At 64.7% G+C, this 13,061-nt stretch carries 15 protein-coding genes, 1 tRNA gene and 1 pseudogene; 12 read left to right on the top strand and 5 right to left on the bottom strand.

What is annotated here, in order from left to right:
* Nucleotides 1–86: 86 nt before the first annotated feature.
* Genes ACSQ3Z_RS02375 through ACSQ3Z_RS02365 form a run of 3 tightly spaced genes read left to right on the top strand, consistent with a single transcriptional unit; the run spans nt 87 to nt 3,603 of the window.
* Entirely contained in the window at nt 87–1,607 is a 1,521-nt protein-coding gene (locus tag ACSQ3Z_RS02375; RefSeq protein ID WP_436169783.1) for an ABC transporter ATP-binding protein, read from the top strand.
* The gene (locus tag ACSQ3Z_RS02370; RefSeq protein ID WP_436169782.1) at nt 1,607–2,662 is read left to right on the top strand and encodes an ABC transporter permease; all 1,056 of its coding nucleotides are present in this window, start codon (nt 1,607–1,609) and stop codon (nt 2,660–2,662) included. Before ACSQ3Z_RS02375 ends, ACSQ3Z_RS02370 begins: the two co-directional genes overlap by 1 nt.
* The gene (locus ACSQ3Z_RS02365) at nt 2,659–3,603 is read left to right on the top strand and encodes an ABC transporter permease (RefSeq protein ID WP_436169781.1); all 945 of its coding nucleotides are present in this window, start codon (nt 2,659–2,661) and stop codon (nt 3,601–3,603) included. Before ACSQ3Z_RS02370 ends, ACSQ3Z_RS02365 begins: the two co-directional genes overlap by 4 nt.
* Before the next feature lie 28 nt (nt 3,604–3,631).
* Here ACSQ3Z_RS02365 and ACSQ3Z_RS02360 read toward each other — a convergent pair whose 3' ends face one another.
* Complete coding sequence (locus tag ACSQ3Z_RS02360; RefSeq protein ID WP_436169780.1) at nt 3,632–4,399, bottom strand: SDR family NAD(P)-dependent oxidoreductase; 768 nt, start codon at nt 4,397–4,399, stop codon at nt 3,632–3,634.
* Nucleotides 4,400–4,693: 294 nt separating this feature from the next.
* On the opposite strand from ACSQ3Z_RS02360, the gene ACSQ3Z_RS02355 reads away from it, so the two are divergent.
* Nucleotides 4,694–4,849 (top strand): hypothetical protein, encoded by a 156-nt coding sequence (locus ACSQ3Z_RS02355; RefSeq protein ID WP_436169779.1) that lies wholly within the window; start codon nt 4,694–4,696, stop codon nt 4,847–4,849.
* A gap of 137 nt (nt 4,850–4,986) precedes the next feature.
* Entirely contained in the window at nt 4,987–5,922 is a 936-nt protein-coding gene (locus ACSQ3Z_RS02350) for an LLM class flavin-dependent oxidoreductase (protein ID WP_436169778.1), read from the top strand.
* Between the two features lie 9 nt (nt 5,923–5,931).
* Here ACSQ3Z_RS02350 and ACSQ3Z_RS02345 read toward each other — a convergent pair.
* Nucleotides 5,932–6,442 (bottom strand): annotated as a pseudogene (locus tag ACSQ3Z_RS02345) (cysteine hydrolase family protein); the annotation flags it as partial.
* Nucleotides 6,443–6,654: 212 nt separating this feature from the next.
* Here ACSQ3Z_RS02345 and ACSQ3Z_RS02340 point away from each other — a divergent pair.
* From ACSQ3Z_RS02340 to ACSQ3Z_RS02320, 5 genes are all read left to right on the top strand, one after another.
* Nucleotides 6,655–7,446, top strand: a complete 792-nt coding sequence (locus tag ACSQ3Z_RS02340; RefSeq protein ID WP_436169777.1) for an ATP-binding cassette domain-containing protein — start codon at nt 6,655–6,657, stop codon at nt 7,444–7,446.
* A 17-nt stretch (nt 7,447–7,463) separates the two neighbouring features.
* On the top strand, nt 7,464–8,420 hold the full coding sequence (gene exbB, locus ACSQ3Z_RS02335; protein ID WP_436169776.1) for a tonB-system energizer ExbB: 957 nt from the start codon (nt 7,464–7,466) through the stop codon (nt 8,418–8,420).
* A gap of 6 nt (nt 8,421–8,426) precedes the next feature.
* Nucleotides 8,427–8,918, top strand: coding sequence for a TonB system transport protein ExbD (exbD, locus tag ACSQ3Z_RS02330; RefSeq protein WP_436169775.1), 492 nt, complete (start codon nt 8,427–8,429; stop codon nt 8,916–8,918).
* Nucleotides 8,915–9,904, top strand: a complete 990-nt coding sequence (locus ACSQ3Z_RS02325) for a TonB family protein (RefSeq protein ID WP_436169774.1) — start codon at nt 8,915–8,917, stop codon at nt 9,902–9,904. Before exbD ends, ACSQ3Z_RS02325 begins: the two co-directional genes overlap by 4 nt.
* 287 nt (nt 9,905–10,191) lie before the next feature.
* A complete protein-coding gene (locus tag ACSQ3Z_RS02320; protein ID WP_436169773.1) occupies nt 10,192–11,586 on the top strand; it encodes a multicopper oxidase family protein in 1,395 nt (464 codons plus the stop codon).
* On the opposite strand, the gene ACSQ3Z_RS02315 is transcribed toward ACSQ3Z_RS02320, so the two are convergent.
* From ACSQ3Z_RS02315 to ACSQ3Z_RS02305, 3 genes are all read right to left on the bottom strand, one after another.
* Nucleotides 11,521–11,871: a hypothetical protein gene (locus ACSQ3Z_RS02315; RefSeq protein WP_436169772.1), complete on the bottom strand. Its 351-nt coding sequence runs from the start codon at nt 11,869–11,871 to the stop codon at nt 11,521–11,523. The genes ACSQ3Z_RS02320 and ACSQ3Z_RS02315 overlap by 66 nt on opposite strands.
* A gap of 73 nt (nt 11,872–11,944) precedes the next feature.
* Entirely contained in the window at nt 11,945–12,139 is a 195-nt protein-coding gene (locus ACSQ3Z_RS02310; RefSeq protein ID WP_436169771.1) for a hypothetical protein, read from the bottom strand.
* 63 nt (nt 12,140–12,202) lie between these two features.
* A tRNA-Ala gene (locus tag ACSQ3Z_RS02305) sits at nt 12,203–12,278 on the bottom strand.
* Between the two features lie 138 nt (nt 12,279–12,416).
* Here ACSQ3Z_RS02305 and ACSQ3Z_RS02300 point away from each other — a divergent pair.
* Together ACSQ3Z_RS02300 and ACSQ3Z_RS02295 are read left to right on the top strand one after the other, a co-directional pair.
* Complete coding sequence (locus ACSQ3Z_RS02300; RefSeq protein ID WP_006201184.1) at nt 12,417–12,707, top strand: YggT family protein; 291 nt, start codon at nt 12,417–12,419, stop codon at nt 12,705–12,707.
* Nucleotides 12,708–12,719: 12 nt separating this feature from the next.
* Complete coding sequence (locus ACSQ3Z_RS02295; protein WP_436169770.1) at nt 12,720–13,034, top strand: DUF167 family protein; 315 nt, start codon at nt 12,720–12,722, stop codon at nt 13,032–13,034.
* Nucleotides 13,035–13,061: the final 27 nt, after the last annotated feature.

Genomic DNA, 13,061 nt, shown 5'->3' with positions numbered 1-13,061 from the left:
GTGGGGGCGGCGCCGTACCCCCCACCTCGGCGCTCCGCGCCGACCCTCCCCACAAGGGGGAGGGTAAAGCCTCACCAGGAGCCATCTTGTCCGCCCCTCTCATCGAAATGCGCGGCATCACCAAGAGCTTTGGCACTGTCAAGGCGAACGAGGCTGTCGATCTCAGCGTTGCGCCCGGCGAAATCCTCGGGCTGCTTGGTGAGAACGGTGCCGGCAAGACGACGCTGATGAACGTGCTGTTCGGCGCCTATGCGCCGGATGCCGGCGAAATCCTGATCCGGGGCCAGCCGGTGCGGATCAACAGCTCGGCCGATGCTTTGGCCGCCGGCATTGGCATGGTGCATCAGCATTTTCACCTCGCGCCCCGGCTGTCGGTGCTGGAGAACCTGTTGATCGGCATTCCCGGCAAGTCCGGCCGCATCGACCGCGCCGGCGGGCTGGCGCGGCTGGCCGAAATCGGCCAGCAGCACGGACTGACGCTCGATCCGGACCTTCCGGTGTCAGCTTTGTCGGTCGGCGAGCAGCAGCGGCTTGAAATCGTCAAGGCGCTGTTTCGCGGCGCACGGCTTTTGATCCTCGACGAGCCGACGGCGGTGCTGGCGCCGACGGAGGTCGACGGGCTGTTTGCGGCGCTGCGTTCGATGGTCGTGCAGGGGCTCGGCATCATCTTCATCTCGCACAAGCTCAACGAGGTGCGGGCGCTGACGCATCGCTGCGTGGTGCTGCGGCATGGACGTGTCGCAGGCCGCGTCGATACGCCTGCCACCACCACCTCGTCCGAGATGGCGCAACTGATGTGCGGCCACGAGATCGTGCCGCCGGCCAGAGGACCATCGACGCCGGGTGCGGCGGTGCTCACCCTCGACGGCATTTCGACGTCGCATCATTCGGGTATGGCGCTATACGACGTGTCGCTCTTGGTCAGAGCCGGCGAGATCCTCGGCATTGCCGGTGTCTCCGGCAACGGCCAGCGGGCGCTGGCCGATGTCATTTCCGGCGTGCTCGCACCCGATGCCGGACAGATGACGATAGCCGGCAAAGCAGTATCCCGGTTCTCGCCGCGCGAGGTGCAGGCGCTCGGTCTCGGGCGCATCCCGGAAGACCGGATGACGACCGGGCTGGTCACCAATCTGCCGCTCGCCGATTCCATGGTGCTGCCGCGTATCGGCACCGACGCATTCAGCCGCAAGGGGCTGCTCAGGCCGGACGCGATCCGCGCCTTTGCCGAAGAACAGATCAAGGTTTTTGACATACGCTGCCCCGGGCCGATGACGCGTGCCGGCGCACTGTCCGGCGGCAATCTGCAGAAGGCTCTTTTGGCGCGCGAGCTTGCCTTCGACCCAAAAGTGCTGATCGTCTCACAACCGGCGCGCGGCCTCGACATTGGCGCGGCCCGCTTCATCCACGAAAAGTTCTTAGACATGCGCGCCAAGGGCTGCGGCATCATCGTCATCGGCGAGGATCTCGAGGAATTGCGGATGCTCTGCGACCGCATCGCGGTGATGTATGAGGGCCGCATCGCAGGTACGCTGGACAGCGCGGACGCTACCGTTGCGCGGCTCGGCCTGCTGATGACCGGGGCTGGGCAGGCAGAGGAGGCCGCCTGATGTTTCGCCTCGAAGCCCGCACCTCGACGCCCGCCTGGTTCAATCTGGCCCTGCCGCTGCTGGCGATCGGGGTGACGCTCGTCCTGTGCAGCGGCCTCATTGCGCTGGCTGGCGCCGGCGTCGTCGAAGCCTATGGCGTGATGTTTTCGGCCTCGCTCGGCGACAGCTACGCCATCACCGAAACGCTGGTTCGGGCAACACCGATGATCTTCACCGGACTTGCCGTGGCGATAGCCTTCCGGGCAAAGTTCTGGAATATCGGTGCTGAAGGGCAACTGCTGGCCGGTGCGGTGGCAAGCTGCGCCGTCGGTGCCATACCGATGCCGGGGCCGCTCGCCATGCTCCTGATGGCGCTGGCTGGTGCTGCCGCCGGCGCCGCGGTGGCGCTGGTACCGGCGACGCTCAGGGTGAAATTCAAGGTCGACGACGTGGTCAGCTCGCTGCTGCTCAACTCGGTCATCTTCTACGCCCTGATGGCACTGATCGAGGGGCCGTGGAAGGATAGTTTCAGCGGCTATCCGATCTCGCCGCCGATTGAGGATTCGGCGAACTTCCCGGTGCTGCTCGAAGGCACGCGGCTGCATCTCGGCGTGGTGGTGGCGCTGATCGCGGCACCCTTGATCTGGTTCCTGATCGCGCGCACGACGCTCGGCTTCCGGATCAGGGTCATCGGCGAAAACGCCGAAGCGGCGCGCTATGGCGGTATCAACGTCCAGCGCGTGCTGATCTCGACGGCGCTGCTCTCCGGCGCGTTGGCCGGGCTTGCCGGGGTCGGCGAGGTCGGCGGCGTGCATTTCCAGGTGATGAGCGACATCTCGCCAGGCTATGGCTATTCCGGCATCGTCGTCGCCATGCTGGCCAGGCTCAATCCGCTCGGCGTGGTGCCGGCGGCGATCTTTCTGGCGGCCGTCATGACCGGCGCCGAGGCGATGTCGCGGGCGACCGGCGTGCCGGCTTTCCTCAGCGATGTCATCCAGGGCACGGCGCTGCTTGCCATGCTGGTGGCGCTGCTGTTCACCGCCTATCGCATCCGCCGCGTCGGAGCTGCCCGATGAGCGCGCTGTTCGAACAGATCCTTCAGGTCGGCTTCCTCGCCGCGATCATTCGCATCGCCACGCCGCTGGCCTTTGCGACGCTCGGCGAAATGTTTTCCGAGCGGGCGGGTGTGCTCAATCTCGGCATCGAGGGCATCATGCTGCTGTCGGCGATGACCGGCTTCACCGCCACCAGCCTGAGCGGCAGCCTTTGGCTCGGCGTGCTCGTCGCCGTTCTCACCGGCGCGCTGATGGGGGCGCTGCATGCGCTGTTCACGGTGGCGCTCGGCCTCAGCCAGCATGTCTGCGGCATCGGCGTCACGCTGTTCTGTTCAGGGCTTGCCTATTTCCTCTACCGGCTGATCTTCGGCCAGCAGTCGGTGCCGCCGAACATCAAGGGTTTTCAGACACTGCCGATTCCGCTTCTGTCGGAAATTCCGGTACTCGGACCCGCAGTGTTCAACCAGTTCTCGCTGGTCTACATGGCGATCATCGCCATTCCGCTTGCCGCCTTCGTGCTCTACCGCACGCCATGGGGCCTGTCGGTGCGCATGGTGGGCGAGAACCCGCGCGCCGCCGATTCGGCGGGCGTCGGCGTCATTGCCACGCGCTTCCAGGCGGTGATCCTCGGGGGTGCGCTGATGGGGCTGGCCGGCGCCTTTCTGTCGATGGCGCAGTTCAACGCCTTCACCTTCGGCGTCGTCTCGGGGCGCGGCTGGGTGGCGATCGCGCTGGTCGTGTTCGGCCGCTGGGACCCGTGGCGGTCTGCCGGTGCTGCGCTGCTGTTCGCCTTTGTCGACGCCTTGCAGTTGCGCATGCAGGCGAGCGGGCTCGGCCACATCCCCTATGAAGCGTTCCTGATGCTGCCCTTCATCTTCACCATCGTCGCCATGGCGGTGATGTCGCGCAATGCGGTGGCGCCGTCGGCGCTGCTCAAGCCGTTTCGACGCGAGGAGCGCTGACAGTCGCACACGGTCAGCGTTCCTTGGTTCACATCGCGGTAAAGCCGTTGTCGACGAACAGATGCGCGCCGGTGACGAAGCTCGACTCGTCGCTGGCCAGATACAGCGCGGCCTTCGCCACCTCTTCCGGCTCGCCGATGCGGCCCTGCTGCGCGGCGAGTGCCGCATCGGAAACATCAACGCCGAGTTTTCCCAGATCGGCGACCTCGCGCATCCCATGCGGTGTCCGGATGAAGCCGGGGCAGACCGCGTTGCAGCGGATGTTGCGGTCGCGGAACTCGACGGCGATGGCGCGCGCGAACATGTGGCAAGCGCCCTTGGTGGTGTCGTAGAGCACTTCCATCGGCGTTGCCGCCACCGCCGAGATCGACGAGGTGCAGACGATCGAACCGCCGCCTGCGGCGATCATGCCGGGCAGCACGGCGCGCGTCATCAGGAACATCGAGCGCACATTGACGGCATGCAGCCAGTCCCATTCCTCAACTGTCGTCTCCAGGAAGGGTTTGATGACGATGGTGCCGGCATGGTTGAACAGGACGGTGATCGGGCCGAGTTTTTCGCTCGCGCCCTTCACCGCGGCCTCGACCTGCGCTTCGTCGGAAACGTCGGCCACGAAATGCTCGGCGACATGGCCGCGCGCCCGGATCGCTGCGGCCGTCGCAGCCGCGGCTTCGCCGTTGCGGTCGATGATCGCCACCTTGGCGCCTTCCACCGCGAACAGCTCCGAGGCCGCCCCACCCATTCCGGTCGCGCCGCCTGAAACGATGGCAACCTTGCCCGCCAGTCTTTCGCCCATGCCTTTTTCTCTCCGTGTCCTGTTTTGATCGCTTCACATTGCCGTCTGCGATGATGCTATCCTTCAAGCGCTGGATGGCCAATGCATGAAACAGGGCAGAAAGGCGAGGGTATAGGCCGTTCGGTCAGAAGCGCATGTCGCTGCTTTGGGCCGATCGATCGCGATGACGCAGCGCTCAGCAAGGTGGAACCAATTTTTCCACCTATTGGAGAAAATTGTTCCAACAATCGCTCAAAAATAGCACTCGACAAAGTCTACTGATTTTATAGATTAATCAGCGAGACGGAGGTCGATATGTCCTATATCCAGAACGCTCAGACTGATCGCACCGGCCAGAGGCTGACCAATGGCCAGGCCTTTCGCCCGGCCTATGCCGGCGCCTTCGCCTATCTCGTCTTCGCGCTCGCGTTCGTGTTCACCGGGGCGGTCGTTCTCGGCCTTATTCCCTGAGTTACGGGTGGCGGCCTACCGCCTTCAGGCAACCGGAGTTTGAAAAACCCTAATCGCGGTGCGTTTTCGCGCGCCCGGCTGATGCGGATTCGAATTCGCCGCATCGGCGATTCCCCAACGTGATGGAGGAGATGGCAATGCCGATCGAGTTCACGCATGTTCCCGGTAAAACGCAGGACGCCAGCTTTTTCTATGATTTCGTCGAGACAGCGAACAAACTCTCGCTGGTCGAGGATGCCGGCTTCAGGAAGATCATTGTCGACGATCAGGCCGGCCTTTTGACCAATATGGACATTGCCGCCCAGACGCTGGACCGCACCTCGTCGCTCGAAGTGGTGCTGACACATTGGGCCGGCGTCATCGAGCCGACCGTGGCGGCGCGGCAACTGGCGGCGCTGGGTAGCAAAAGCGGCGGGCGGTTGTCGCTCAGGATGCTCAGCGAGCCGCTGAGCGACGACGATGCCGAGGCGCGCCCGGTCGGCCACACCGTGGTCTGGCAACGCATCGACGAATATCTGGTCTTGCTGAAGCGGCTGTGGTCGAACGACAGGCCTTTCGACCATGAAGGCGCCTTCTACAGCGTCAAAGGCGGTTACGTGCCGCGCAAGGGGCCGCACGGCGTGACCTTCCGCATGGGCGGACAGTCCGGAACCGCGATCAAGGTCGCCGGGCGGCATGCGGATGTCTTCGAATTGGCCGCCGGTTCGCTGGACGAGGTTAGGCAGCTGATGCAGCGCGTGCGCAGTGCTGCTGCCGAACACGGTCGCGCCGGCAAGGTGCGGTTCGCACTGCCGGTTCGGATTTGTTCCGAAGGCAAGGCAGCCACCGCCGACCACAAGGCGATCGAAGTTTCAGGTCCGCCGGGGCAGATCGCGCTGTCGCTGCTGCCCTATGCGGCGCTCGGGGTGCATGAGTTCATGATCGCCGGCATCGACCGGTCGCGCGAAATCGCTACGGTGGGCCGGGAAACGGTGACGCTGCTCGGCAATACGATGGCGCGGCGCGAGGCCGAGGTGGTGCAGCCTGGGACTTTTGTATCCCGCGCTGTGCCGGACATTCGCGCGGCGGGGTGAGCCCCCCTCTCAGACGCTTTGGCCTGCCTTGCCGTCGAGACGCGACAAGGCGTCGATAACGGCACTCGCGTCTGCCAGTGCACCAAAGACGCCGTTCTCGACGGTGACCATGTGCAGCCTCATGCGCGTATCTGTCGCCGCTGGCGCAGGCATCCGAAATCGTCAGGCACTGGAAATTCCGATCGCAGGCCTCGCGCAGCGTTGTGTGCACGCAGACATCAGTCGTGCACCCCGAAAACAAGAGATGCGTGATGCCTTGCGCACGCAGGACAAGTTCCAGATCGGTGTAGGTGAAGGCGCCGTTGCAGGTCTTGTCGACGATGATGTCCTCAGGCGCGACGTCGATCTCGGGCACGATCTGGAAGCCGGAACCGGACCGCAGCAGGATGTCGGTGCCGTCGAGACCGGCGCGCTTGCGGCGCCATTTTTCGTAAGCCGTCATGTCGGCCATGTCGGTCCGGTAGCCTTGCCTGGTGTGGATGATCCTGAGGCCGGCCGCGCGTGCTGCCGCGATCAGCCGGCGCTATCCTAGCCCGGCGAGAAGCGACCGGAAATCGGTATGGATTGGCAGAAAGGTCCGTTGACCCTGCGCCCAATTGCGCAGTCCAAATTTTTCGGCGACGGCACCTGTCATGCCATTTTGTTGACCCAAAATCTCATCTTCAATGTTGACTATCAAAGTCATGTTTCATACTCAACCGGGCGACGACAGATGGAAACCAGGCCAAGACCGTGGCTGAAATTCACACTCAGACTGCCTTCCGTATCGAAGCGGTGCGTTTCGCCGTCGGCGAGCGGACCCTGCTCGGTCCGGTCACGCTCGAACTCGAGCGTTCGCGCGTCTACGGGCTGATCGGCCACAATGGCTCGGGCAAGTCGACACTCATCAAGCTTCTGGCGCGCCAGCAGCCGGTAAGTGCTGGCGCCATCAGCTTCGCCGAGCGGCCGCTGGCCAAATGGGGCGCCCGCGAATTGGCGCGCGCGCTGGCCTACCTGCCGCAGACGACACCGGCGGCGACCGGCCTCACCGTGCGCGAACTGGCGACGCTCGGGCGCTATCCCTGGCACGGCGCGCTCGGCCGCTTCGGCCATGAGGACAAGCGGCATGTCGAAGAGGCGCTGGCGCTGACTGACATGGCCGGTTTTGCCGACCGGCTAGTGGACGAACTCTCCGGCGGCGAGCGCCAGCGCGCGTGGCTCGCCATGCTGGTAGCGCAGAATGCCGGCGTCATGCTGCTCGACGAGCCGATCTCGGCGCTCGACATCGCGCATCAGGTCGAAGTGCTGCGCCTGGTCAAGGATCTCAGCCGCAAGCGCGACCTCTGCGTCGTCGTCGTGCTGCACGATCCCAACATGGCGGCGCGCTACTGTGACGAGCTGATCGCGCTGAAGGACGGCAGGCTGCTGACCCGCGGAACGCCCGGCGAGATCATGCAGGGTGCCGTGCTCAAAGGCATTTTCGGCGTCGAGATGGGGGTGTTTGCGCATCCCGTCACCGGCCAGCCGATCGGTTACGTGCAATGACAAAGCGAGGACGAAGCGTGTCCAGAAACGGTCTCTTTGCGGCGCTGGCCGCATCGCTCATCCTGTCGGCCGGCGCCGTCGCGGCGCAGGAACAACCGGCAACGCCGGCTCCAGCAGTGCAGGCGCCGGTAACGCAAGCACCGGCGGCACAAGCACCCTCCGCGCCCGCCGCAAATGCGCCGGCCGCAGCCGCGCCGGCGGAACCGCAGCCGGGCGTTCAGCCGGCGCCCCCTGCCGCTGGTGAGCCGTCGACGGCGATCTCGCTGACGCTGCCGCATGATCTGTCGCCATGGGGCATGTTCATGGCCGCCGATATCATCGTCAAAGCGGTGATGATCGGTCTCGCTTTCGCATCTCTTGTCACCTGGACGATCTGGCTGGCCAAGTCGCTGGAGATTCTTGGCGGCAAGCTGCGGGCCCGCCGCGCGGCCAACGCCATCGGCAATGCCGCGACGCTGATGCGGGCCGGGCGTGCGCTCGGCCATAACAACGGCCCCGGCGCCCTTCTGGTGCGCGCAGCCGAGGAAGAGGCGGCGCTTTCGGCGGGCGCGCTGAACCACGTTTCGGGCGAGGGCCTGAAGGAGCGCGTCACGTCGCGGCTTTCGCGCATCGAGGCGGCTGCGGCGCGGCGCATGTCGCGCGGCACCGGCCTGCTGGCGACGATAGGCTCGACCGCGCCGTTCGTTGGCCTGTTCGGCACCGTCTGGGGCATCATGAACGCCTTCATCGGCATCTCGCAGGCGCAGACCACCAATCTCGCCGTCGTGGCGCCCGGCATCGCCGAAGCGCTGCTCGCCACCGCCATGGGCTTGGTCGCGGCAATCCCGGCCGTGGTGATCTACAATGTCTTTGCGCGATCGATAGCCGGCTACCGGCAGATCCTTGCCGATGCCTCGGCGGGCGTCGAGCGGCTGGTCAGCCGCGACCTCGATTTCCGCACCGTGCCGCCGGCAAGCGCGATGGCAGCGGAGTAAGCGGCCATGGCGGCTAGAATTCGCGAAGCGGCAGGCGACGATCTCGAGGAAAGCCACGAGATCAACGTCACGCCGTTCATCGATGTCATCCTGGTGTTGCTGATCATCTTCATGGTCGCAGCACCCCTGGCGACGGTCGATGTCAATGTCGACCTGCCCGGCTCGACGGCGACACCGGCGCCACGGCCCGAGACGCCAATCTTCCTGACGCTGAAAAGCGATCTCACCCTGGCGATCGGCAATGACAGCGTGCCGCGCCCCACCTTCGCCACCGTGCTCGACGGCAGGACCAGGGGCGACAAGCAGACGCGCATCTTCCTGCGTGCCGACAAGACGGTGGGCTATGGCGAGCTGATGGAGGTGATGAACCTCCTGCGCGGCGCCGGTTATCTCAAGATCGCGCTGGTCGGGCTGGAGACATTGCCTGCCGCCGATGCCACCGCGCCGGCCGTGAGCGGAAGCCCGGCACCGGCCCCAAACGGCGGCCCAATCCAATGACTGAAGCCGCCGCCCTGCCCAGGATCGATCCGCCGCGCTTCGGCGCACGCGCGGCCGGCCTGTGGGCAGGTGCGGCAGCCCTGGTCCTGGTCGCGCATGTGGCGGTCGCCTATGCCGTGCAGGGCCTGAGCTTCGCCGAGATGCCGGATGGCGGACCGCCCCCGGCGCTGGCGATCGAGATGTCGCCTATGGTGATCGCGCCCGCCGTTCAGGAAGAGACGCCGGTGTCGGATGTGGTGACGCCCGACCGAGCCGATCCGGTCGATGAGACCATCGCAGAGGTGAAGCCGGTAACCGGGCCAGTGCCGGAACCGGTCGTGGAAGAAGCGGAGCCGGTCGCCGAACAGCCGGTCGAAGCCGAAGAGGCCACGGCGCCCGAGCCGGCGGAGCCGACGGTTGCGGCGCTGAGCGAGCAGCCGCCGCCGCTCGAAGAGGTCGTGCCCGACATCGTCGAGACGGTCGCGCCCGACGTGGTCATCCCACTGCCGCAGCCGAAACCGGTCCAGACGGAAGTCAAGGCGAACAGGCCGGTCGAAGCGAAGAACACGACGGAAAAGAAGCCTGTCGAAAAGCCGAAACAGCGCAAGAAGAAGGAGAAAGCGGCTCCGCCCAAGACGGTGACGACTGCCAGCATCTACGCCAAGGCGGCGGCCAAGGCCGCCGCGCCGAAATCGTCCGATGCGGTGCCGCGGTCGAGCATCAGCCCGTCGCGGTGGAATGCCAGCCTGGCGGCGTGGATCCGGCGGCACACGCGCTACCCGAGCGCGGCAAAATCCAGACGGGCCGAAGGCACCCCGAACGTGACCTTCATCGTCGACGCGTCCGGCAGAGTGGTCTCTGCTCGGCTTGCCCGCTCTTCGGGCGACGCCGATCTCGACCGCGCGGCACTCAGCGCGCTGCAGGGTGCCACGGTGCCCTCGCCACCGGCGGAGCTCGGCGCGCGCGTTACCCGCACGGCGCCTTTCGTTTTCAGCCTGCGCGACTAGCGACCGGGAAATCCCGAGCTCGACGCGAAGGATCTGCGAGGCTCCGCCGCGACTGACTTGACGGATGTCGGCGGCGGGCATCTCGTTGCCGCAGGCTAAGCCGGTTGGAATCTGGACGACGAGCCGGTATCCAAGAGCGGCTCTTTCGGTCAGGCGAATGTGACTTGATTGGCTTCCTGTGTTTGGGTCAATCGGGGATCACAGCGATCCGCTACGCCGCGATGGCGCCGGTTCGTCGCTTATGCCATGTGGGTGCCCGGCCTCGAGGCCTTTCAGCTGGAGCGCATATGACGGTCCTCACACGTCGCAAACTCTTGAGAACTGCCGCGATTGCCGGCGCAGGTGGGGTCGGGCTCTCTGCCGTGGGCAAATTGGGCAGTTGGGCCGCGGCTACGCCCGAGCCGGTGCTGCTGAAGGCGGCGGGGATCCAGGCGAAGCTGATGGATGTCGGCCAGACCAAAAATGTGCTGACCTATGGCGACGCCGGCATGCCGCCGGTGATCAGGATGAAAAAAGGCGAGCCTTTCGCCGCCCGGCTGATCAATGCCATCGACGATCCGACGACGATCCACTGGCACGGCATTCGCGTTCCCAACAAGATGGACGGCGTGCCATTCCTGGTGCAGCCCTATGTCTACACCGGCGATCATTTCGACTACGCCTTCACGCCGCCTGATGCCGGCACCTTCTGGTATCACCCGCATTGCAACACGCTGGAGCAGATGGGCCACGGACTGACCGGCGTGATCGTGGTGGAGAACCCGAACGATCCGAAATTCGATGCCGAGGTGGTGATCAATCTGCGCGACTGGCGCCTCGGCGACGACGGCCAGTTCATCGAACAATTCCGGCCGCGCGATGCTGCAAGATCCGGCACTTACGGCACGGTGCGCACCGCCAACTGGCTCGACCAGCCGCAATATGACGCGCCGGCCGGAGGGCTGGTGCGGCTCAGGGCCGCCATCACCGACGTCACGCGCGTCTATGCTTTTCGCGTCGAGGGTGCCGAGGCGACGGTGATCGCGCTCGACGGCAATCCGGTGCCGCAGCGCTTTGCGCCCGATGCCTTGCAGCTCGGACCCGGACAGCGGCTGGAGCTCGCCATTCGCATGCCCGACGAAGAGGGGGCAATCGTCAGCCTGGGAGACGTCAGGGGCACCAAGCCCAAGATCCTGGCGACGCTCCGTGCCGTTGGAAGGTCTCTCAAACGCGACCTTCGCGACCTTGCACCGCTGGAGGTCAATCCGGTCCAGCAAGTCGATCTCGCCGCCGCCGAGCATATTTCGTTGTCGCTCAGCGCCACGGCGGAAAACGTCCCGAGCGATGGCATATGCGGCTCGCTTGGATACAGTTTCTGGGCCATCAACAAAGTGCCGTCGCCGGGCGATACGCCGGATCCGACCGCTCCGCTGGCCGAACTGAAGCTCGGCAAAAGCTATGTCATCGACATGGAAAACCTGACGCCGCATTTGCATCCGATGCATCTGCACGGCATGAGTTTCAAGGTGCTGTCGTCCTCGACGCGCCCGGTGCAGCCGATGATCTCCGACACCTATCTCATCCAGCCTAAAGAAAAGGTTCAGCTCGGTTTCGTCGCCGACAACCAAGGTGACTGGCTACTGCACTGCCACATCATCGAGCACCAGAAATCGGGAATGACGAGCTATATCCGGGTGGCCTGAGGACGCCTGGTCCGATACGCCGGATTTAGCATTGACACGGCCAGGGCCACGATTTTTCGGCTGCGCTAAAGGGCGCGCGATTGCGGGCAGCTTAAGGCGCATTCGCTGGCGCTCAGCGAAGGCCAGGGCGGAGGATCCCGGCTCGAATGAGTAGGTGCGTTCCTCGTCGTCCTCGATGACCCGCACAAAGCATTGGCTGTCCGTCTCAACCATCTCAACGCTGGTTCCCAAAAGACCGCCATAGCTGTCCAGATAAGCTCGCACATCGCTTTGTGAATAAGGCATTGCTTTCTCCCACACGGCGAAACATGTGACCGTGCCAATAATACCTGCGCGCAGCAATAAACTATGACATATCTCACACGGCGTTCAGACGTTCTGCAGCGATGGGAACGAGATTGGCGTGCACGAACCATGCACTTGATCGAAGGTGCTCGATCCCGCCAGGCGCCGGCAGCGCTTCGCCCGCCTCGATCGGGAAATTCCGAATTCGACCAGAAGAGTCGGCGAGGCAACAACGAAACTGGTGCTCAGGGATTTCGGCGGCGGACATCTTGCCGCCATCTGAAATTCGACCCGATCGATGGTCGTGGGTTCATTTCGGTGATTGATCCGATGGTGGAGCTGAGGAGGATCGAACTCCTGACCTCGTCATTGCGAACGACGCGCTCTCCCAGCTGAGCTACAGCCCCGTCCAACGGATGGCGCATTTATCGAAGGCAGCGGTTTCCTGTCAAGGTGAAATGGCCGTCAGTCCGGCATGTGGCGGAAGCCGGCCCTTGCCGCCTTCGCCTGCAATGGCTACATGTCGGCAACAATTGGAGACCGGCATGATCGCCCTTATTCAAACCATCGTCATGGCGCTTGACATCTACTGGTGGATCATCATCGCCTCGGCGATCTTTTCCTGGCTCTACGCCTTCAACGTCGTCAACTCGCGCAACCAGTTCGTCGGCACCATCGGCAACACGCTCTACCGGCTGACCGAGCCGGCGCTGCGGCCGATCCGCCGGTTCATCCCGGATCTCGGCGGCATCGACATCTCGCCAATCATTCTGCTGTTGCTCATTTTCTTCCTCCGGCAGTTCCTGCTCACCACCGTGCTGTCGTTGGTGGTCTGAGACATCCATTCGATGGCTGCGCCGTTTCGCCTGCGTGACGACGGCATCGATCTGTTCGTCCGGCTGACGCCGAAGGCAGCGCTGGACAGGCTCGAAGGCGTTGAGACGACGGCCGATGGGCGCAGCCATCTCAAGGCGCGCGTGCGCGCCGTGCCGGAAAACGGCGCCGCCAATCAGGCACTTGAGAAGCTGCTCGCCAAGGCGCTTGGGGTTCCGGCATCGGCTGTGTCGGTGGTGGCCGGCGGCACGGCGCGGCTGAAGACGCTGCGCGTCGCGGGTGACCCGGCGGCGCTAGTGAAGGGCGTTGAGGCGTTGGGCGGCGGCTAGCCGGTCGGTCCGCGCTGCCCCTCATTG

Origin of the sequence: Mesorhizobium sp. LjNodule214, assembly GCF_964252735.1 — a bacterium.
GTDB lineage: Bacteria > Pseudomonadota > Alphaproteobacteria > Rhizobiales > Rhizobiaceae > Mesorhizobium.
Note: the sequence above shows the minus strand (reverse complement) of the source record. Positions and strands in the feature narration are given on the sequence as shown.